The organism is Pantoea sp. PNA 14-12 (assembly GCF_004364735.1).
Taxonomy (GTDB): Bacteria; Pseudomonadota; Gammaproteobacteria; order Enterobacterales; family Enterobacteriaceae; genus Pantoea; species Pantoea stewartii.
Genome location: NZ_SOAJ01000001.1, coordinates 1,012,478 through 1,032,731, shown reverse-complemented (window position 1 = coordinate 1,032,731; position 20,254 = coordinate 1,012,478). Strand labels below are relative to the sequence as shown.

Genomic DNA, 20,254 nt, shown 5'->3' with positions numbered 1-20,254 from the left:
CTGAAAAGCTACTGCCAGTTGATCAGGCAGTAATGTTTTTTACCGCGGCGTAATAACGTGAAGCGGTTAAACAGCTTGTCGCTGTCGCGGAAGCGGTATTCCGCATCCGACTGCTTCTCACCGTTCAGCGATACGGCATTTGAGCCAATCATGGTGCGCGCCTGGCCGCGTGACGGTACCAGCTCCGCTTTAACGAGTGCCTGCTGCAGATCGTCCTCAGCAGACAGCGTAATGGTGGGCATGCCGTCCTGCGCCAGCTGTTCGAAATCGGCCTCGGTCATGTCACTGAGCGCACCGGAGAACAGACTTTCCGTGATGCGTTTCGCGGCTGCCAGACCCTCTTCGCCATGAACCAGGCGCGTAACCTGCTCGGCCAGTACATACTGTGCACGCGGCGCGGTTCCGCTGTTTTTATCTTCTTCTTCCAGGGCAGTAATCTCTTCGATGCTCAGGAACGTGAAGAATTTCAGGAAACGGTAAACATCCGCATCGGCGGTGTTGATCCAGAACTGGTAGAACTTGTACGGGCTGGTTTTCTTAGCATCCAGCCAGACCGCGCCGCCTTCGGTCTTACCGAACTTGGTGCCGTCCGATTTGGTGATCAGAGGAACGGTCAGACCAAACACCTGGTTCTGATGCAGACGACGTGTCAGATCGATACCGGAAGTGATGTTGCCCCACTGGTCCGAGCCGCCGATCTGCAGCGTTACGCCGTGCAGTTCGTTCAGGCAGGCAAAATCATAGCCCTGCAACAGGTTGTAGGAGAATTCGGTAAACGAGATCCCCTGGTCGTCACGGTTCAGACGCTGTTTGACCGCTTCCTTGTTGATCATCTGGTTAACCGAGAAGTGTTTACCAATGTCACGCAGGAAGGTCAGCACGTTCATATTGCCAAACCAGTCATAGTTGTTGGCCGCAATCGCACTGTTCGCACCACAGTCAAAATCCAGGAATGGCGCAACCTGTTTACGGATTTTTTCGACCCATTCACCGACGGTTTCGCTGGTGTTGAGCTTACGCTCTGCCGCTTTAAAACTGGGATCGCCAATCAGACCGGTTGCGCCGCCCACCAGCGCCACCGGCTTGTGTCCGGCGTCCTGAAAACGTTTCAGGCAGAGCAGCGGTACCAGATGGCCCAAGTGCAAGCTGTCAGCAGTGGGGTCAAAGCCGCAATAGAGCGAAATTGGCCCTTGCGCCAGTTTCTCGACTAACGCGTCTTCATCCGTCACTTGGGCGATCAGGCCCCGTTCTTGCAATTGTTGTATCAGGTTACTGCTGGTCATCACTGACTCCAAATTGATCAGACTGCACCTAGGCTGGTACACAGCTTTCCGCTGAGTTGCGGAAGAAAAAAATGAGGGCTATAGCATAAAGCGCTGACGGCTTCTGTGCCAGCGCTGATAAGGGGAAAGCGCAGTTTTACGGGGCGAGTCGGTCAATTTTCCAGCCGTCGTTATCCCGTTGGTAGAGGAAACGATCGTGAAGGCGATGTTCGCCCCCTTGCCAGAACTCCATGGTGTTAAATTTTACCCGATAGCCGCCCCAAAAACTGGGCAGCGGCACATCGCCCTGCTGGAATTTCTGCTTCAGTTCCAGAAACTTCGCTTCCAGCACACCGCGGGCAGAAATCCGGCTGGACTGACGCGAAACCCAGGCACCGATCTGGCTGTCACGCGGGCGGCTGCTGAAATATTTCAGGACGTCCAGCGGCGACAGTTTTTCGACTTCGCCCAGCACCATGACCTGGCGCTCCAGAAAATGCCACGGGAAATGCAGCGAAATACGCGGATTGTTGGCCAGATGTTGTGCTTTACGGCTGCCGAGGTTGGTATAGAACACCATGCCCTGTTCATCATAATGCTTCAACAGCACGATACGCTGATAAGGCTGGCCTTGTTCATCGACCGTGGCTACCGTCATGGCTGTAGGATCGGGCAATTGTGCCTCGCAGGCCTGCTTTAACCAGCTTTCGAACAGCGCCAGCGGATTATCCGGCAAATCGTTACGACGCAGACCACCGCGCGTGTATTCACGACGCAGGTGGGCAATGTTTTGCAGCATTTCATTGTCACTCATCATGCACACTCACTCAGATAACGTTAACCAGCCGGTTGCAGCTCGCAGTCATTCACGACGATTTTATCGTTGCGCTCAATAAAAGCACCGTTTCCTTTAGACCAGAAAACATACTGTCCGTCGCTGTAGCGGGCCCCCGAGGCAGAAACGGTTTGCGTCAGCGTCAGCGGTTTGCCATCCATGATAAAGCTGACCTGATCTTTAGCGTTATCCAGGGTGACGGTGAGCGGCAAGGTGCCACAGCGATAGTGTAACGTTTCTGGCGCGGGCGACGATTTGTGCATCAGGCTGCAGCCTGACAGCATGACCATGGCAACCACAGTTAATCCTTTTCGCATCAGCGATTCTCCTGTACGTAAAGCAGGCACAACGCGCCCTGCTTTGTTCGGTATGAAGGTTCCGGCACCGGCAGGTTAACCGTTCCGGCACAGAGGGGCAATTTAACCGATGATCGCACCCGTAGCAGCAAAAGTTTTTTTGTCCGGGCGTGGGAAGGTGAAGACTGCAAAGCCAGGGTTTGGTCGGGAAAACGCGACATCGCGCGGCGATGACCAGGGTGGAGGGGGCGAAAGAGACCGGCAACACCCGGGTATTCAGGCGTTGCCGGTGAAGATTAATTACCGCGATAGGTAGAATAGCCGTACGGGCTCAGCAGCAATGGAATATGGTAATGCGATTCACTTTTGTCCATGTGAAATATCACCGGAATTTCCGGGAAAAAGGACGCGTGCTGAACCTTCTGATAATAATCTCCCGTTTTAAATACAACTTTATAATCGCCCGTTTCATATTGTTTATCTGTCGGGAATAGTGCACTAATTCTGCCGTTTTTATCGGTTACCCCTGAGGAAAGCTTAACCCACTTGCCCTGTTCTTTATGTTCGAGGTCAACAGAAATACCGGGAGTCGGCGTGCCGGTCTCCAGATTTAATACGTGTACACTCAGCGGATTCTTCATCGCGGTTGTTTCTGCCGCACAAGCAACGGAACCCATTAATAACGCTGCAACTGCACCCATTTGCCATTTCATTCTCGATTCCTTTTTTTCGTTAACCTGTCAACGAGCGTAAAGGGCCGCAGACTAAATACCAAACCGCAGGCGCTAAATGTGAAATTTCTGAGAGGCATAAATACACTTTAGCTATTCGCGCTTTTTCTGCGCAAGTGCGTTTATTGTTTCGCTCACCGCCCTGCAAAATTCTCAAAAGCGACTATGCTGTTTAATTCAAGGTCCACTTCAAGGAGATGAAATGCATACTAAATCCCTGTCAGCTGCCGTTTTGCTTGCCCTCTCTCTGGCAACGTTAGCCGGTTGTTCTTCCAACCAGTCCATTAAAACGTCAGACGGCCGTACAATAGTGACCGATGGTAAGCCTCAAATTGACAGCGATACGGGGCTGGTGTCCTATCGTGACGCCCAGACAGGCAAAACCGAACAAATTAATCGCGATCAGATCAGCAATATGAGTGAACTTGATAACTAACGGACTCAATCACAGAAATAAGGTGGATAATATGAAGAAGACTCTGATTTTACCGCTGGCAGTTTTGATCGGCATGACCGCATTAACAGGTTGTACCCGCACAAGCTACGCTATTCATACCAACGATGGCCGCACTATTATCAGCGACGGTAAGCCGTCTGAATCTGATGCCGGTTTACTGGGTTATACCGATGCCAATGGTGTGAAACAGCAGATCAATAAAGCGGACGTTAAAGCCGTTTCCGAAGTGCCAAAATAACAGCGTTGCCGCCTGATCAGGGCGGCTTTTTTATTTCCTGCCGCCTCTTCATTGCTTCACCCTCTCAATATCTTTTTATCCGGAAATAACGGTTCGTCGTAAACAGTGTAATAACGACTTACACGGCATGATCATGGCTCATATATCCTTTTGTCTTTCTGACGCAGGCGCTCGCCTGTTATGGCCTTTTTCGTTCCTTCTCACTTTGCTTTGTGACAACACAAAAACATTAGCATCTCTTTCTTATGTACATTTTATTTACAGCGTCAGGTTGCGGTCCGGAATGCCGCTGACGGCCAGGTCACCGTGTCAGGGACCTATCGTAATTTCAGGCCAGTTCGCCACTATCTAGTGGTTTAATCACTTCAATTCTGGCGGATAAAACGGGTCTGTATAAATTTTCGCTCGCTTATTAAGGTGTTAGCCTGCGGTATGAAAGTTCACTGTTTTTAATGTTTTCTTTGATAGGTATCACCGAATGAAATCACACTATCGCTATTCATTCCTTTTACTAAACTAATCACTGGGTCGACGACATTCTCACTCACTCTCAGGAGGTGCATATGAATTTTCACGATGAGGCTACCGGTCATAAGATTATTGGTGAAGCTGCGGTGAACCTGGCACTACAGAATGAGGAGATCACGGTGGTTTCACTGATTCGCCAGCTCAGCACGATGGCGGACCATGAAAGCGACGATGAGCGCGTGCTCCTGATCGCCGATGCGCGTAAATGGCTGAAAAGTTTTATTAACGTGGCCACGCGCGAGCGGGCCGAACTCAACTGGATGGTAGTAACGGGCCAGGTTCCCGCCAATGTGACCGAGCATTAACGCTGACAGGTTAATGCGATACCGCGCTTCGCGGACGCCGGATGCGTCCGCGTTTACTGCGTGCCAGCTGTCTGTATTCTCTCTGTGTCCGCTTTCCGCCCTTCTCTCTGTCCCCGCCTGAATCGCGCCGCACGCTTTTTCTGCGAAAATAGCTGTACAAGTTTTATTTTATTGTATAACTTTACGCTACTTTCAACTGACTACTTTTGAACCACCCGAGAACCTCTATGCAACGCAATCATCGCTTACCGCAGAGCGCCGACGATATCTCCCGCTATTTTTCTGCGGCGGGTCTCCCTTCACAGCAGGAAATGCTGGGGCAAATCGTGGTAGATATTTTACGCGCCGGCCAGAACGTGAACCGTAAGTCTATCTGCACTAAACTGCTGCGCCGTCTTGAGCTGTCAGCCAGTCAGGAAGAAGAGCGCCTTTGCCGTGAACTGATTGGGTTGCTGTTTGGTCGTTAAGACGGCCAGTGACTGCCGTGACGGGACGGGGCATCGTTGCGAAGCCGTTGCGGCCTTTTCGCTGCTGCTGCTGGCATTATTGTTGCTGCTGTCGTTACTGTGACGTGACGGCCATACAGGCTTCCTTGCTTCAGCCCGTCGTCATTAATGGAGTTTATGCGCGAGGATACGGATAGCCTCTTCGCAGGTCTGTCGGGTCGTTTTACAGCTTGTCTGGAGACTTTGCTGGTGCAACGCACCAATAATTTCCTGCAGTGTGAGCGTTTTACCCGGCTGCAGGATGCCTGACACAACGCGCCCTAAAAGCGCGTGAATCTCTTCACCGATGTTTGCCCTGTCATGTTTCACGCATAATCCTCAAATTTTACTTTTTCTGTAACAGCAAAGTGTTTTAGAGAAGGCACACTGTGCCTGTGTCTGGCAGCCCGTGGGTGACCGGCCGCCCTGCATGGATGACATAAGGGAATATTTGCTTCCTAAATGAGCAAAGATTAATCCAGGATTTTCAGGGCCAGCGCAATCGTAGCCTGTTCATCGTGTACATCCGCCACCTTGCCGGTAACACGCATACCAAAGGCAATACGCAAAATCAGTCCTGCAGCCGTCTCCACATCCAGGTCGCGCCTGATGGAGCCATCATGCTGCCCTTCCTGCAAAAGTGACATCAGAAAGGCCTTATTGCGGAAGATAACCTGTGTAACCTGTTGTGACAGCTCCGCATCCAGCACCTGTAATTCAATAGCACTGCCTACGACCAGACAGCCGGTGCGCCCTTCCGTTGACCGGGAAGAATCCAGATAAAACTGGAGTAGTTCACTTAACTTTGCGCGGCCGGTCGAAAAGCGGGCCAGGCGTCCGCGCAGATCCTCGTTTCGGACCGTGATATAACGCTGAAAAACCAGCAGGAACAACGATCGCTTGTCCTGAAACGCTTTGTAGATACTACCGACAGAAAGCTGCATTGCCTCACTCAAATCGTTAAGCGAGGCGGCATGATATCCTTTCTGCCGGAACACGATCATCGCCTGGTCCAGAGCCTGTTCGATATCAAATTCTCTGGGCCTGCCGCGTTCTTTTTGTTTATTCGCTGTGGATTGTTGGCTGCTCATGACGACCAGTTTGAGAGGCTGCATTTCCGACATTACCCGGAAACGATAGGCAGAACGATTGTATCTCAGGCACCGGGTGCAAGTACACCCGAATCCCACCCCGGCGCATCGTCTGCACAAAGTGCGGTGCAGGCGATGCCGTGGTGGGATAAAAAGCAGGTCGATCAGGCGTTGGCTTTAAGCAGCTCGTCTGCCGCCAGTTTACCGAGCGCGTTCGCCGCAAAGGGACTGTCGCCCGTCAGTACCCGGCGATCTTTATGCACGGTCCCTTTAATATCGCTGTTCACCAGCGTCAGTCCCATGGCCTGAAGTTTCTCCCCGAAGAACCAGGTTAACTGTCCCGGCATGTAGCCGATATCCGGTGTTTGTTTGTCGGTCGCATCGGGGAAGGCGCAAATTTTATAGCCATTAAGCGGATTGTCGCCTTTGTCCAGAGCAAGAAAGGCAGCCGGGCCATGGCACAGCGAAATCAGGTGACGATCGTTGGCCAGCGTCCAGCGGATCACCTCAGCGACGGCTTCACTTTCGGGCAGCCCTATTAGCGCGCCGTGACCGCCCGGAATAAAGACGCCTGCGTACTCTGACCGGGGCGTCAGTGACTGAACGACAGCGTTCAGCGTCAGCGGGGAACGAAACAGCGACAGGCAGTGATTGTAAAAGCCAATGACCACCTCATCCTGCTGGGGCATCGCCCAGTGTTCAAACTTCACCATCTGCCCGGACAACGTCGCCACATCAAACTGGAAACCGGCCTGATACAGGTGATACATCGGAAGCAGCGTCTCAATCGGATGGTTACCGGTGGAAAACAGGGTGTCGTTATCAAGCGGCAGATAGCGCTCGTCGGTGCAGATCACCAGGACCTTTTTATTCCCTGAATACGGCTGGGGATAGTCGGCATCACCGAGATCAGATGTGGGGCGGGTGAACTGGTCAAGTGAGTAGGCAGAAGGAAAAAAGGCGTTATGTTCGGCCCGATCTGCCACCGGCGATTTACTGAGTTCTGACATGACAAAGCTCTCCTTAAGGGGATGGATACCTGTTTTAGCCTAGACCACAACGCCAGATTTAAACCGAGCGGCAGCCCAAACGGCCCCCCTTATAAGAGCATTCTGTTGCTGTCATCCCTGCCCGCGCCTTACTTCACCACCGGCAGATCGCTGATGCGCGTGGTATAAGCCGGCGACAGCATTTCGCGCTTCATCGCCCAGCGCTTCTCTGTCCCCTGTCCGGCGAACCACATTTTCCCCTTGCCCGCTTTGTGGATCTGATCGATAACCTGCATCAGATCGTTACGGCCCGGGTTGACCGGTCGCTCATCAAACAAATCCAACTGAGTCACGCCGTGGTCAAAGAAGTCGCTCAGGACAACGCCCGCTTTGATATAGCGGTGGCCCGCGATCCAGATGTAGTCCAGCATGTCGGTCGCCACCCGGATAATGTCGCGCGTATCGTGCGACGGCGTCAGTAACTGACCAGTGGCCTGATTACCGTAAAAGTTTTCACCAACGGCATGGGGGCTGGTGCGCAGAAACACCCCGATTTGTCGGCAGTACTGTTTTTCTTTCCGCAGTTTTTCGGCGGCACGTTCGGCATAGGTACAGACTGCCTCACGCACCTGTGCATAGTCTGAAAGACGGCTACTGAAAGAACGTGAGCACATGATCTGCTGTTTGGTGGGTTCGAGGGCTTCTAAATCCTGACAGGGTTCACCGCATAATTCTCTGACCGTGCGTTCCAGCACCACGCTGAAATTCTTACGAATCAGGCTGGGACGCTGACGCGCCAGGTCTGCGGCCGAGGTTATCCCCATCTCCTCAAGCCGCTGGCTGAGACGGCGGCCAACGCCCCAGATATCCTTGACCGACACCTTCGCCAGCAGTTTTTGCTGGCGCACCGGATCGGACAGATCGACCACACCGTTGGTGTAGCCCGCCCATTTTTTGGCCGCAAAATTCGCCAGCTTCGCCAGCGTCTTGGTAGGGGCAATCCCGACACAGACGTTAAGATGAATTTCTTTTTTGATGCGTTTTTTAATCTGGTGCCCCAGGGTATCAAGCGACATGCAGTGGCTGACGCCGGTTAAATCCAGAAAGGCCTCATCAATCGAATAAATTTCTACCGACGGGGCCATTTCCTCCAGTAGCGTCATGACCCGGGTGCTCATATCCGCATACAGCGCATAGTTAGAGCTAAAGACCTGCACGTTATGGCGGGCAATGATTTCTCTCATTTTAAAAAACGGCACGGCCATGGTGACGCCAAGGGCTTTGGCTTCGGCATTACGCGCAATCACACAGCCATCGTTGTTAGAGAGCACAATAATGGGCTTGCCCTTGAGATCCGGTCGAAACACCGTTTCACAGGAGGCATAAAAATTGTTCACATCGACCAGCGCAAACATGATTAATAAACCGACTTGATCACATAGGTCACAACGCCAAACACTTCGAGCGCATCTTCTGTGCTAATCACAATGGGTTTGAACTGACGGTTCATTGGCATCAGTTGCAGGCAGGGCTGAAGCTGAAGCCGCTTGACGGTAAATTCGCCCTCAATCGCGGCCACCACAATATCGCCATGAGAAGCCACCAGTGCGCTGTCCACCACCAGCATATCGCCGTCGTTAATGCCCGCTCCGGACATCGATTCTCCACTGACGCGCACAAAGTATGTCGAACTGGGATGCTGAACGATGAGCTTGTTCAAATCAATCCGCTGCTCAACGTAGTCCTGCGCCGGAGACGGAAAACCGCACGGCACCCGCTCGACAAACAGCGGTAATTGCAAAGGCGTGCTCACTTTTGCTGGCCTGATAAATTCCATATTCACCTCTCACGCCAAATTACTGTATATAATTACAGTAATCGCGATCTGCCAGTGCGATCAAGCGAAACCGGAGAGGTTTATGTAAACCAGTTGATGTGGATGGATATTTTTTTCTGCCCTTTTCATCGCCTTATGACAGGCCTGTGCAGCCATTAACCGTACCGGTTGTTTTTTCGCCGGCGCATGCAGAATTCTTCTCTTCGCTGAACGGATGTTTAAAAAGCACGGAACGCTGCCCGTTAGCGGCGCGTATTTATTCGCCGCACAATCCGGGCGGAAATAATGCTGACAGCGTTAGCAACATCAATCGGCTAAGCGTACAAGCGGCGCGCAGACGATAACGGAAATAAACAACCGCCTGACCGTGCATAGTGATAAAAATAGCCCTAAGCAAGTCCGAAAAAAGGCGTCAAAATAGCAGGCGATAAACGGGGTCTGATTTGCCAGCGCTGTTTCACGCTGCACGCTCGCCCTTTATGACGGGAAAATCACTACAGCCGATCTTTTTTGCAAAAATGAAGACAGGATCGCCGGATACAACGTTCATCTTTTGTGATGTGAACGTGTCTCATTCGGATTAAAAGCGATAATAATCATATACTTAAAAAAATAAGATAACGTGAAATGATTTATACTGTGATATCCAACACGTTTGCCTATCATGCCTGCATTACCGCCGAACACGGCTATCACCATGGCATTGAAAAAAGCATTGAGAGGCAGAATAAAAATGGAATTGAAAAGTACACAGGGAAAAAAGGTCTATTTAACCGAGCAGGAACTTTCTTTAAGCTGGCTTTTTATGACCGGTATGACGGTTAACCAGATCGCGTACCAGATGGCTTCACCTGTACACGTCATCTATTATCTTAAGCAAAAAATCATGCAGAAAGTAGGCGTGAGAAATAACAGTGAGTTTATCCTCTGGCTGATTCATCTCAGAAAATAAAAAACGTCGCGCTGTTTTGCCCGCATGGCAGGATAATACGTTGCCTCCGCCCGCGTGATGAATACGCACAATGTCCGCGCAGGCATCATCGGTTAACCCTGCGCCGTCATCATGCCGGGATAACGTCACCGCGCGCCTGACTCGCCCTGCGCTTTCCGCCGGCAACCGTAACCTGAGCGGCGTGTGGGGCGCATGGGCTTGTGACCGATCCGGTCAGCCATTTACCTGCTGCCTTATCCATTCGCGAAATATCTCCATCGATGGCGTCAGCGTTTTTGATCGCAGCCAGGTTAACCAGTAGCCACCGACATCAATCTCAATGTCAAAAGGCCGCACCAGGATGCCCGCCTCCAGCTCCCGCTGAAACATGCAGAACGGCACCAGCGCGACACCGCCCGTCTGAACCGCTGCCTCGACCATCAGCCGCGAGGAGTCGAAAACCGGACCAGTCATTCTGGGGGGCGTGATGTTTGCCGCAGTGAACCAGTTGCCCCACTCATCCGCGCGATAAGAACGCAGCAGCGTTTCCCGTAACAGATCGCCGGGCTGCTGCAGCCGACGGGCGATATCCGGCCGGCAAAGCGCAGTCAGCGGTGCGGTAAACAGCGGTTCGTTGTGCGTTGCAGGCCAGGCCCCCGTCCCAAAGCGAATAGCATAATCGATGCCTTCGCCCGCCAGATTCACGACGTTATTATGGGTGCGCACGTTCACTTCCAGCGCAGGATGCTGCTGATGAAAGGCATCCAGACGCGGCAGCAGCCAGCCCAGCGCAAAGGTCCCGACACAGGCGAGGGTCATCACTTCGCGGTATTCACCCCCTTCAAACCGGCGCCAGGCTTTTTCAAGCTGGGTGAACGCCTCGGACACCTCGGCAAACAGCAGTCGGGACTCGTCCGTCATCTCCAGCCCACGCGGTAAGCGCCGGAATAACGTCACGCCCAGCCGCTCTTCAAGTAGCCTGACCTGCTGGCTCACGGCCGCCTGCGAGACGAAAAGTGCCATACCTGCGTGAGTAAAATTCAGGTACCGGGCCGAAGCATAAAAGGCCCGGAGTGCATTAAGCGGAACATCATTTTTCATTGTTCACCCCAGAAATTCTTTTGGCTCCTCTCAAATTATCTCGCTTGTCGATAATTTGAAATCCCTTACTCTTTCCCTCGTCACACTTTTGACAGGCGATATGTCCCGCAATAACGCGACCTTCGTGTCATAACGGGGGGCATCAGGTGGCAGAAACTGACATAAGTTTCACGAGGGGCGCATTTCACACGTTTCGCTCAGTACGCGCCGCTTCCTGAGGCGGTGAGGTGCCGGGTATGTCTGAATGCAGATACACATTAACGGAGGTTTATATGGCTACGGCTCCCCGGCTGCGCATCTGTGCAGCGGCAACCCTACTGGCGCTGGCGGTCCCTTTTGTCGCCGAGGCCCATTTCAATGACGCATTGTTAGCGCAACCTGTCCGGCAGCTGGAACACGCCGCAGGCGGACGCTTAGGCGTGGCGGCGATCGACACCGGTGATGGTTCTGTTTTTACTTATCGTGGTAACGAACGTTTTCCCCTTTGCAGCACCAGTAAAGTCTTTACGGTGGCGGCCATTCTGAAGAAAGCGGAAACCGCACAAGGCCTGCTGAATGAAAACATCGCGATTCGTCACGCCGACCTGGTGAATTACAACCCCGTGACCGAAAAACAGGTGGGCGGCACGATGACCGTGGCAGAACTCAGTGCGGCGGCCTTGCAGTACAGCGACAACGCGGCGATGAATAAACTGCTGACGCACCTTGGCGGGCCGCATGCCGTGACCGCCTTCGCCCGCAGCATCGGCGATAACACGTTTCGTCTCGATCGAACCGAGCCCACGCTTAATACCGCTATTCCGGGTGATACACGTGATACAACGTCACCGACAGCGATGGCGCAGAGCCTGCAAAAACTGGTTTTAGGCACGGCGCTGGGACCTGCTCAACGCCAGCAGTTAGCCGACTGGATGAAGGGCAATACAACCGGCACCTACAGCATACGTGCGGGTCTGCCTGCTGACTGGGTGGTCGCGGATAAAACCGGCAGCGGTGATTACGGCACCACCAACGACATCGCCGTGATCTGGCCACCGCATCATGCCCCGCTGGTGCTGGTGACCTACTACACGCAGACCGACAAACACGCGGCCTCGCGTAAGGATGTGCTGGCCAGCGCCGCAAAAATTATCGCCTCAGGTTATGAAAACTAAGCGACCGTAACGGCGTTAACACGTGATATGGCCTGTCTGTACGGGCTGTATCACGCCGCTGAAAAGGTTTGTCAGGTCAATAAACCCGTTGACAGGCATCCGTCACTTCCCTAAATTGAGCGCTTGCTCAAGTCGCCGGTTTACCGCCAGTACGCCTGCCTGAGCACAGGCGACTGGCCGGGATTACGCCGTGCATACCCACGTTATTTAACCGACAGGAAATAACCTATGAGGCTGGCTTATCATGCAATCCTTCGCCCCCGTAACGGAAGACTGACCGCCCTGCTGCTTGCCTTAAGCCTGGTGCCCGGCGCGGTGCTGGCTGTCCCGCCGCCGCTGAACATCGCCGTTTATCGCGGCGCGGCAGGATGTGACGGCTGTTCGGAAATGGTGGTGAAATCGCTCCACGGCCTCACCCGGCCGGTTCGCACAACGTACATCGGCGAGCATGAAACGCTCAGGCTGACGGCACAGAACCTGCGTCAGTTTGATCTCTATATTCAGCCTGGCGGCGGTCAGGATATTCCCGCGGCTTATGCCGCACTGGGAGAGGAAGGCGTCCGGGCTATTCGACAGTTTGTTCGCAGCGGCAAGGGGGTTCTGGGCCTTTGCATGGGGGCCTACCTGGCAGACAGTCAGTGGCTGGGGCTGATTAGCTCACCGCTGGAATCGGAAGTGGGCCGTCCAGGCTCGGGCATTGCTGATGAGGGCGATTACACGATTCGCGTTGACTGGCAGCGTCAGCCAACGCGGTTCTATTATCAGGACGGTCCGTACCTTGAGGGCAATCAAGCCCGGGATGGTTTTACCCCTCTGGCCTTTTACCGGAATGGTGACGTCGCTATCGCCCACTATACGTATGGAAAAGGCACGGTTGTGTTAACCGGACCGCATCCGGAAGCCGACGAGAGCTGGATGGACCAGGCAGACGGCGGTAAAGACGGCGTTGACACCACGCCCCAGGCAAAAATGTCCCGCCTGTTGGCCGGGTTTGATAACACCCACCGCGTGCCTTAAGCCCGCACTGCGTGAGTGTCCGTGGCCGGGCGGCGTTGTCCTGACGTGGCGGTACCGCTTTTCCTGTACGCGATGTGAGCGGCATCCGGATCGCTGCGTAGCTGTCTGTCGTGAATATAACCGGGAGAATCCGGCTGGCGGACAGCTGACGCTCACGTTCCTTAATCCGCCCTGCGCCCGCCAGGTCGCCGTGCCTGACGGCTGGCACGTGAAGGCAATCAGCGTTGCGCATCCCGTCAGGCAGGAAGATTACACGGTGCTGTCGGCCTCCAGCGCATCCTGAATCGCATCCGCCAGATTGGCAATTTCGTTTGCCACGGCCTGCAAATCCCAGGCGGCTTTAGAGCCATTCGCTGACGTCGAGGCGCTGACGGATGCTTTTGCCACTGCCAGCGCCGCCGCAACGGCGACCGTACGTTTGTGTTGTTCCTGCGTCATGCCCGCGGACGGCAGTGAAAAATAGTCGTTAACCATTATCATGTCCTTGTGATTCAAGAGGCGTAAACCTTAACGCCCTGCGCGTTCATAAGAAAGTAAATTATGACCACGGCTCCCGACAGATTCACACGGCACTTCCGGGCAACGCGCCCGCCCCGGCCTGTTTGCAGAGTTCACCTGCCAGACGCGGTTCCCCGTCTGCGCTCAGGGGTTATTAGCCTGCCATGTCGACGTTGCCGCCAGGAAGGACGTCGCCGCACACAGCACGCGTAACAGTGATCCGTTCCTGCGTCGCCTGTACAACCCGGGCCGCTCAGAAAAGCCATCTTGTACAAGGCTGTACAACTTTCCAAAGAGGCGCCGCGCAGAGGGCACTCTCAACAACCCCTTAAAAATCAACAGCAAATGTTGGTATTTTTAGATTTTATGTTGCAATAAGCACCGAAAAGTCATCCGACCACTTAAAATTTTATACAAAAAATTGTACAAACTTGGTTTTTTTGTATAACTTTACGGCGTGATGTTAAGTCACTTGTAACGAAAGGTGCTTTGCACCGCATCTGAAGGTGAGTGGATTTCCACCTTCAGATGCAAAATTTTTCTTTCTAACGATTTTGAGGCCATGATGCAAACGACAACGAATACTGAGTCTCAGATTTCAGACTATTTCATGAACGCGGGTGCCCATTTCACCAGCGAAAAAGATGTGATTGCCGAAACCTGGTCAGAGCTTGCTGCCTATAAGGCTCACGTTTCTGAAAAAGATATCGTGCTGGGTTTGATCCACAAACTCGAATGTGAAACCGATGTGACCATGCAGGATATCTATCGTCAGGCCCTGGAGATTGTGCTTCAGCGTACGCCGGGCGATGTCCGTTTTTGATAAGTTGTGATGAAACGCTAATTAGCATGGATGCTTTGCCTTCCCTAAAAATTCGCCCCTGATTCAGGGGCTTTTTTTTTATTTTTTTTCAGCTTACCTCGCCTCTCCTTTCGCGGTAAATCAACAGGTTAAACGCAGCGGCGATGAAGAAAACCTACCTCGCTGCGCTTTATTTCTCTGGCATTCATGACCAGGCTTTTGGCTGTTGATCGATTCCTCACTAACCAGGAGATAACCATGTTTCATCACTCATCAAAGCTGCAGTACCCCGTGCGAGTAGAGAAACCCGATCCTGAATTCGCCATGTTACTCCAGCAAGCCATTGGCGGCGTGGAAGGCGAAATACGTGTGGCAATGCAGTACTTCTTCCAGGCCATGGGCGCACGCGGCGATGCGCGAATCAAAGATCTTCTTATCTCTACGGCAACTGAAGAACTGAGCCATATTGAGATGCTGGGCCATGCGGTGGCCCTCAACCTGGAGGGCGCGCCCCTTTCTTATCAGGAAGCCTCGGCAAAAGATCCCGTGGTGAATGCGATTCTCGGCGGAATGAATCCCCGTCATATCCTGTCATCAGGGCTGGCTGCCCTGCCGGTGAATGCGAACGGCATGCCTTTTGACATGAGCCATATATACGCGTCCGGCAATGTGGCGGCCGATATGCTGGCAAACGTGACGGCTGAAGCCACAGGCCGGGTACTGGCGACGCGCCTGTACAATTTGACTGAGGATAAAGGCATGAAGGATTTCCTGTCTTTCCTGATTGCCCGCGACACGATGCACCAGCAGCAGTGGCTGGCGGTAATCGAAGATTTAGGCGGCCTGGATGCGTCGCTGCCCATCCCGGACAGTTTCCCACAGGAAGGGGAAGCGCAGGAACATGCTTACTACTGCCTGAATACCTCACTGGATAAACCGTTGCCGAAAGGCCGCTGGAGTGAAGGCCCCTCCTTCGACGGTCGCGGTGAGTTTAGCGCGAAAGAGCAGCCGGATATTTTAGGAGAAGAGCCGCTGCTGGGGAATGCCCGCCCCGGTTCCGGTGCTCAGCAGGCACAAATCGAAGGTGGCGTTCCGCCACTGAAAAAGGGATTGTGATGATCTGAAGGGCCACCGGCCCTTCTTTTTTTGCCCGCCGGTCCTGTCAGGCCACCAGCCTGTGACTTTTTGCCTGCGTGTAAAGCGTTTCTCTGGCCAGGTTCTTCATTTTCACTTCGCACATAATGTCGAAATCGCTAAACGACAATGCCCAGTCATTGAGCGTCGCGTTGAAATAATAATCGGAGTGCGCCCGCAGTTTGGTTTTTGGCACCGCCAGTTGCTGCTGATCGGGGAACCCCTTCTCAGGGATAAGGCCCTCCTGCGAAATGGAATAGTGCAATACTGGCCGTACCCCACGCCAGGACTCTGTAATTTGGGCAATACGAACATCATCGGCCTGAATAAACTGATTCTCCTTCACCCAGTGATGATGAATGTCTAACACGACGGGACACAATGCACGGGCCTGAAGCACGTCGTCCAGCGAACAGGATATCTCATCATTTTCTACCGTCAGCATCAGGCGGGCTTCGGGACTGAGACGGTGAAAGGCCTGTTTAAACCCGTCAAAACCCCGTTTGCCATTCATATGGATATTGATTTTAAAATCCTGAAAGGTTTTGCCGTAGCCCATCAGGCAGGCGCACAGGGCATGGTATTCCACATCTTCCAGCGCGCGGGTTACTACATCAGGATTGTCTGACGCCAGCACGCTGTACTGTCCCGGATGGAATGACAGACGAATGTTATGCTGTCTGGCCAGTTCACCGCAGCGGGCAAAAAGCGGATACAGTTCCGGCAAAAAACGGGCAAACAGGGGTTTTGCTTCTGGCACGGTGTACAGCGGCAGTAAATCGCTGCCAATGCGCATCATTCTTAACGCATCAGGCTGTGTCGCTATCGCCTCCAGCGTTAAATACAGATTCTGCAAATTAGTTTGCGCGATCTCATAAAGCAGTGCGCCGCCCTGCGCCTTATCCAGGCGGAGAAAACGTGTCCGGGTGGTGGCGCGAAAGGGAAAGAACTGCTTGCCGTCCGCATTTAAGTACTTGCATGCAAAGCCTAATTTCATAGTCACTCCTGAAAGGTATTCAGAAAGTGTAACAGCTAATTTTTAACTCGCCATTTTGGGCAATTTTATCAATAGGTTAATGACCATCTTTCCAGGTAATGCTTCATTAAACCCATTCTGACAGTGGGTGAACGATAAGCGTCACTCATCCCGTCACAGCCGCTCACCCGTAACAGAATATTACTTACTGATTTTTCGGGAAATAACTTACGGAAGCCGCAAAAAGTCTGCGCGTGCAGAGTGGCATAATTTCCTGTAACAACTAAAATGACAGTGTGACTAGCTAGTCCTTTTTATCTTACGGAACACTGATATGAGGTCTGACTATGACACAACAGAAATACAGAGGTGGAGCCGGAAATTTTGCTAACGATCCTGATCGCGCCAGTGAAGCTGGCAGTGCAGGAGGCAAAGCCAGCGGAGGTAATTTCAGAAACGATCCTGAAAGAGCCAGGGAGGCCGGTCGGAAAGGCGGCAAAACCAGCCGACGCACGTCTAAGTAGTTCTGAGTAAGGCGCCTTAAGGAAGGACGACGCCATGGACTGGCACTTTTCCTCTGTCAGTTCCCCTTTTATCCGCTCTGCACACTATCACCGGCTCTGCTTTGTCTTTTGTCTGACTCAATCACATCGCCCTTTACCTTAATAAGCGCAGCGGTATAACGCTATGCGTAAAATACCGTATCGCCAGCAAAGTGCGTTAATCACGAGAGGCGACCTGTTTCAGAAAATACCGCATGAAAAATAAACGTGCGGCGATTACCCCGGCCCTTCCCCGCCTTTACAGAAAACAATCAACCAGATGAAAAACAAAGAAAAACCATCAAAAATTCGCCATTTAATTTCGCTAATAAATTATTTCCGCCTGTGCTTTGCTGAAAATAAAAAAACAGGCATCACACACCGTGCGATATTTAAGCGCACCGGTTAAACAGAATATTTTCAGGCGTAATCGGTGAGGTGTTCTATATTTACAGCCACCTCACGTCGTATAAAAAAAGCTGGAGCAATGTGTCATGTCGAATGAGAAATCTACTACGCCCCTGAATCACCGTGCCCCAACCACCGGCCCCGAATCCTCACAGCCCGGCCTGGGATCATTAGCCCCCAAAGACGGTTCACATCAGCCTCCTGCCGAACCCACACCACCGGGGAAACAACCAACGGCGCCCGGCAGCCTTAAAGCACCTGAGACGCGTAATGCAAAGCTGGATCAGCTGGAGGTGAACCGCAAAGGCGGCACAGGCAGCGCGCTGACCACCAACCAGGGCACCCGTATTGCAGACGACCAGAACTCATTGCGCGCCGGATCACGCGGTCCGACGCTGCTTGAAGATTTTATTATGCGGGAGAAGATCACCCATTTTGATCATGAACGCATCCCTGAGCGCATCGTCCATGCGCGCGGCTCGGCCGCCCATGGTTACTTCCAGCCTTACTGCTCGCTGAAGGACGTGACCAAAGCCCATTTTCTGAGCGAGCCTGAGCAGATCACGCCGGTTTTTGTGCGCTTCTCTACCGTTCAGGGCGGTGCCGGTTCGGCGGATACCGTGCGTGATATTCGTGGCTTTGCCACCAAGTTCTATACCGAGGAAGGCGTTTTTGATTTAGTGGGCAACAATACGCCCGTCTTTTTTATTCAGGATGCGCATAAGTTCCCGGACTTTGTGCATGCGGTGAAACCCGAACCGCACAATGAGATCCCTCAGGGCCAGAGTGCGCACGACACATTCTGGGATTATGTCTCGCTGCAGCCCGAAACCCTGCACAACGTTATGTGGGCGATGTCCGACCGCGGTATCCCACGCAGCTACCGCACGATGGAAGGCTTCGGCATTCATACGTTCCGCCTGATCAACGACGAAGGTAAAGCCACGTTTGTGCGTTTCCACTGGAAACCGCTGGCCGGTAAAGCCTCATTGCTGTGGGACGAATCTCAGAAGCTGACAGGCCGCGATCCCGACTTCCACCGTCGCGATCTGTGGGAAGCGATTGAAGCGGGTGATTTCCCTGAGTTTGAGCTTGGCCTGCAGATGATTCCGGAAGAGGATGAGTTTAAGTTTGACTTTGATATTCTGGACGCCACCAAACTGATTCCTGAAGCGCTGGTGCCTGTGGTGCGCGTCGGCAAAATGGTGCTGAACCGCAACCCGGACAACTTCTTCGCCGAAACCGAGCAGGTCGCCTTCCATCCCGGTCACATCGTTCCCGGCCTGGATTTCACCAACGATCCCCTGCTTCAGGGCCGTCTGTTCTCCTACACCGATACGCAAATCAGCCGTCTTGGCGGGCCTAACTTCCATGAAATTCCGATTAACCGCCCGGTTTGCCCTTACCACAATTTTCAGCGTCAGGGCATGCACCGGATGGACATTGATACCAATCCGGCCAACTACGAGCCGAACTCGATCAATGACAACTGGCCACGGGAAACCCCACCGGCGGCAAAAGGTGGCGGCTTTGAAAGCTATCAGGAGCGCATTGAAGGACATAAAGTGCGCGAACGCAGCCCTTCATTCGGCGAATACTATTCACAGCCGCGACTGTTCTGGAACAGCCAGACTGCCATCGAACAGCAACATATTATTGGCGCGTATTCGTTTGAACTGAGTAAAGTGGCTCGCCCTTACATTCGTGAGCGCGTGCTCGATCATCTGCTGCGCATTGACGTCACGCTGGCGCAGGGCGTTGCCGCCAATCTGGGGATTGCGCTCAGCGACGACCAGTTGAATACCGCCGCGCCAAAAGAGGTTAACGGCCTGCAAAAGGATGACAGCCTGAGCCTGTACGCGATCCCGGATGGGGATATCAAAGGCCGCCAGGTGGCGCTGTTAGTCAGCGAGGGCGTCAACGCCGATGATGTGCTGCATATCCTGCAACACCTGAAAACGGCCGGCGTGCATACGAAACTGCTGGCGGCGCACATGGGCCAGGTCAGTGCCGACGATGGATCACAGTTACCCATCGATGCCACCTTTAACGGCCTGCCTTCCCTTACGTTCGACGCCGTGATCGTCCCCAATGGCAACATGGATGCGCTGCTGAAAAGTGGTGATGCACGCTACTTCCTGCTGGAAGCGTACAAGCACCTGAAAGTCATTGGTCTGAGTGGGGAAGCGCGTCGCTTTAAAGCGCAGTTTGACCTGGATGAGAATCAGCAGGAAGACGGCATCGTGGAAGCCGACAATGCTGAAATCGCGCTGATGAATGATTTCACGGCGGCCATGGCCGAACACCGTGTCTGGTCACGTAGCCAAAAGGCGGAAACCATCCCGGCCTGATGGCGCGTCAGCCAGGCTTTCGGGTCTGGCTGACGTTATCGTGACAACGTCACATAAATTCACCTATTTGACCGCGAAACCGCTGTTTACGGCGGTTTTTTTGTGCATAACGGCACAGGGTTTTATCTGATTTTCCATAAAGTTCAGCGAAAACCAGGGCGGGCCCGATGGCGGTGCGTATCAGCCTCGCTGAGGAATAAATCGTGTACAAAGGCGGGCACGCGCAGTAAATGCGGCAACGTAGTCTATGATTAGGGCTTAAGCATGGTGTGAATCAGACGCTGCC

At 53.1% G+C, this 20,254-nt stretch carries 24 protein-coding genes; 12 read left to right on the top strand and 12 right to left on the bottom strand.

Translation table 11 applies throughout. The annotated features are described in order from the left end of the window. Positions 1-8 precede the first annotated feature (8 nt). The 4 genes from tyrS to uraH form a co-directional block, all read right to left on the bottom strand. Positions 9-1,283 (bottom strand): tyrosine--tRNA ligase, encoded by a 1,275-nt coding sequence (gene tyrS / locus C7434_RS04995; RefSeq protein ID WP_033741218.1) that lies wholly within the window; start codon positions 1,281-1,283, stop codon positions 9-11. A gap of 136 nt (positions 1,284-1,419) precedes the next feature. Next, positions 1,420-2,076, bottom strand: coding sequence for a pyridoxamine 5'-phosphate oxidase (pdxH, locus tag C7434_RS04990; protein WP_033741468.1), 657 nt, complete (start codon positions 2,074-2,076; stop codon positions 1,420-1,422). 23 nt (positions 2,077-2,099) lie between these two features. After that, the gene (locus C7434_RS04985) at positions 2,100-2,414 is read right to left on the bottom strand and encodes an MliC family protein (protein WP_006119010.1); all 315 of its coding nucleotides are present in this window, start codon (positions 2,412-2,414) and stop codon (positions 2,100-2,102) included. 275 nt (positions 2,415-2,689) lie between these two features. Further along, on the bottom strand, positions 2,690-3,106 hold the full coding sequence (gene uraH / locus C7434_RS04980; RefSeq protein ID WP_006119009.1) for a hydroxyisourate hydrolase: 417 nt from the start codon (positions 3,104-3,106) through the stop codon (positions 2,690-2,692). Positions 3,107-3,326: 220 nt separating this feature from the next. Here uraH and C7434_RS04975 point away from each other — a divergent pair, with 220 nt between their 5' ends. The 4 genes from C7434_RS04975 (at position 3,327) to ycgZ (ending at position 5,119) form a co-directional block, all read left to right on the top strand. Continuing rightward, positions 3,327-3,560: a YgdI/YgdR family lipoprotein gene (locus C7434_RS04975; RefSeq protein WP_033741212.1), complete on the top strand. Its 234-nt coding sequence runs from the start codon at positions 3,327-3,329 to the stop codon at positions 3,558-3,560. Positions 3,561-3,591: 31 nt separating this feature from the next. Beyond that, positions 3,592-3,819, top strand: coding sequence for a YgdI/YgdR family lipoprotein (locus tag C7434_RS04970; RefSeq protein WP_033741210.1), 228 nt, complete (start codon positions 3,592-3,594; stop codon positions 3,817-3,819). Positions 3,820-4,382: 563 nt separating this feature from the next. Beyond that, positions 4,383-4,652 carry a hypothetical protein gene (locus C7434_RS04965; RefSeq protein WP_033741209.1) on the top strand — a complete coding sequence of 90 codons (270 nt, stop codon included), beginning with the start codon at positions 4,383-4,385 and terminating at the stop codon, positions 4,650-4,652. 227 nt (positions 4,653-4,879) lie between these two features. Next, entirely contained in the window at positions 4,880-5,119 is a 240-nt protein-coding gene (ycgZ, locus tag C7434_RS04960; RefSeq protein WP_033741208.1) for a regulatory protein YcgZ, read from the top strand. 144 nt (positions 5,120-5,263) lie between these two features. Here the strand turns inward: ycgZ and C7434_RS04955 are convergent, their stop codons facing one another. From C7434_RS04955 to umuD, 5 genes are all read right to left on the bottom strand, one after another. Then, a complete protein-coding gene (locus C7434_RS04955; protein WP_033741206.1) occupies positions 5,264-5,467 on the bottom strand; it encodes a hypothetical protein in 204 nt (67 codons plus the stop codon). A 143-nt stretch (positions 5,468-5,610) separates the two neighbouring features. Beyond that, positions 5,611-6,261 (bottom strand): TetR/AcrR family transcriptional regulator, encoded by a 651-nt coding sequence (locus tag C7434_RS04950; RefSeq protein WP_033741203.1) that lies wholly within the window; start codon positions 6,259-6,261, stop codon positions 5,611-5,613. 131 nt (positions 6,262-6,392) lie between these two features. Next, complete coding sequence (gene hchA / locus C7434_RS04945) at positions 6,393-7,238, bottom strand: glyoxalase III HchA (RefSeq protein ID WP_033741201.1); 846 nt, start codon at positions 7,236-7,238, stop codon at positions 6,393-6,395. A gap of 128 nt (positions 7,239-7,366) precedes the next feature. Continuing rightward, a complete protein-coding gene (umuC, locus tag C7434_RS04940) occupies positions 7,367-8,632 on the bottom strand; it encodes a translesion error-prone DNA polymerase V subunit UmuC (RefSeq protein WP_033741199.1) in 1,266 nt (421 codons plus the stop codon). A gap of 2 nt (positions 8,633-8,634) precedes the next feature. Next, complete coding sequence (gene umuD, locus C7434_RS04935) at positions 8,635-9,054, bottom strand: translesion error-prone DNA polymerase V autoproteolytic subunit (protein WP_033741198.1); 420 nt, start codon at positions 9,052-9,054, stop codon at positions 8,635-8,637. Positions 9,055-9,718: 664 nt separating this feature from the next. Between umuD and C7434_RS04930 the strand changes: the two genes are divergently transcribed. Continuing rightward, entirely contained in the window at positions 9,719-10,006 is a 288-nt protein-coding gene (locus C7434_RS04930) for a hypothetical protein (protein ID WP_110267565.1), read from the top strand. A gap of 213 nt (positions 10,007-10,219) precedes the next feature. Here the strand turns inward: C7434_RS04930 and C7434_RS04925 are convergent, their stop codons facing one another. Continuing rightward, the gene (locus C7434_RS04925; RefSeq protein WP_033741195.1) at positions 10,220-11,086 is read right to left on the bottom strand and encodes a LysR family transcriptional regulator; all 867 of its coding nucleotides are present in this window, start codon (positions 11,084-11,086) and stop codon (positions 10,220-10,222) included. Positions 11,087-11,358: 272 nt separating this feature from the next. Here C7434_RS04925 and bla point away from each other — a divergent pair, with 272 nt between their 5' ends. Both bla and C7434_RS04915 read left to right on the top strand, forming a co-directional pair. Continuing rightward, positions 11,359-12,240 carry a class A beta-lactamase gene (gene bla, locus C7434_RS04920; protein WP_050504956.1) on the top strand — a complete coding sequence of 294 codons (882 nt, stop codon included), beginning with the start codon at positions 11,359-11,361 and terminating at the stop codon, positions 12,238-12,240. Between the two features lie 228 nt (positions 12,241-12,468). Then, positions 12,469-13,257: a BPL-N domain-containing protein gene (locus C7434_RS04915; protein WP_133745202.1), complete on the top strand. Its 789-nt coding sequence runs from the start codon at positions 12,469-12,471 to the stop codon at positions 13,255-13,257. A 249-nt stretch (positions 13,258-13,506) separates the two neighbouring features. Here the strand turns inward: C7434_RS04915 and C7434_RS04910 are convergent, their stop codons facing one another. Then, positions 13,507-13,731 (bottom strand): hypothetical protein, encoded by a 225-nt coding sequence (locus C7434_RS04910; RefSeq protein ID WP_133745201.1) that lies wholly within the window; start codon positions 13,729-13,731, stop codon positions 13,507-13,509. A 589-nt stretch (positions 13,732-14,320) separates the two neighbouring features. On the opposite strand from C7434_RS04910, the gene C7434_RS04905 reads away from it, so the two are divergent. Together C7434_RS04905 and C7434_RS04900 are read left to right on the top strand one after the other, a co-directional pair. Continuing rightward, complete coding sequence (locus C7434_RS04905) at positions 14,321-14,578, top strand: biofilm development regulator YmgB/AriR family protein (protein ID WP_033741464.1); 258 nt, start codon at positions 14,321-14,323, stop codon at positions 14,576-14,578. 237 nt (positions 14,579-14,815) lie between these two features. Next, positions 14,816-15,673 carry a manganese catalase family protein gene (locus tag C7434_RS04900; RefSeq protein WP_039340546.1) on the top strand — a complete coding sequence of 286 codons (858 nt, stop codon included), beginning with the start codon at positions 14,816-14,818 and terminating at the stop codon, positions 15,671-15,673. Positions 15,674-15,719: 46 nt separating this feature from the next. Here C7434_RS04900 and C7434_RS04895 read toward each other — a convergent pair whose 3' ends face one another. After that, on the bottom strand, positions 15,720-16,688 hold the full coding sequence (locus C7434_RS04895; RefSeq protein ID WP_033741191.1) for a UV damage endonuclease UvsE: 969 nt from the start codon (positions 16,686-16,688) through the stop codon (positions 15,720-15,722). A gap of 326 nt (positions 16,689-17,014) precedes the next feature. Between C7434_RS04895 and C7434_RS04890 the strand changes: the two genes are divergently transcribed. From C7434_RS04890 to katE, 3 genes are all read left to right on the top strand, one after another. Further along, on the top strand, positions 17,015-17,191 hold the full coding sequence (locus C7434_RS04890) for a KGG domain-containing protein (RefSeq protein ID WP_072021692.1): 177 nt from the start codon (positions 17,015-17,017) through the stop codon (positions 17,189-17,191). A 298-nt stretch (positions 17,192-17,489) separates the two neighbouring features. Further along, positions 17,490-17,618 (top strand): hypothetical protein, encoded by a 129-nt coding sequence (locus tag C7434_RS22305; RefSeq protein ID WP_269750992.1) that lies wholly within the window; start codon positions 17,490-17,492, stop codon positions 17,616-17,618. Positions 17,619-17,703: 85 nt separating this feature from the next. Then, the gene (gene katE, locus C7434_RS04885) at positions 17,704-19,968 is read left to right on the top strand and encodes a catalase HPII (RefSeq protein WP_033741189.1); all 2,265 of its coding nucleotides are present in this window, start codon (positions 17,704-17,706) and stop codon (positions 19,966-19,968) included. Positions 19,969-20,254 lie beyond the last annotated feature (286 nt).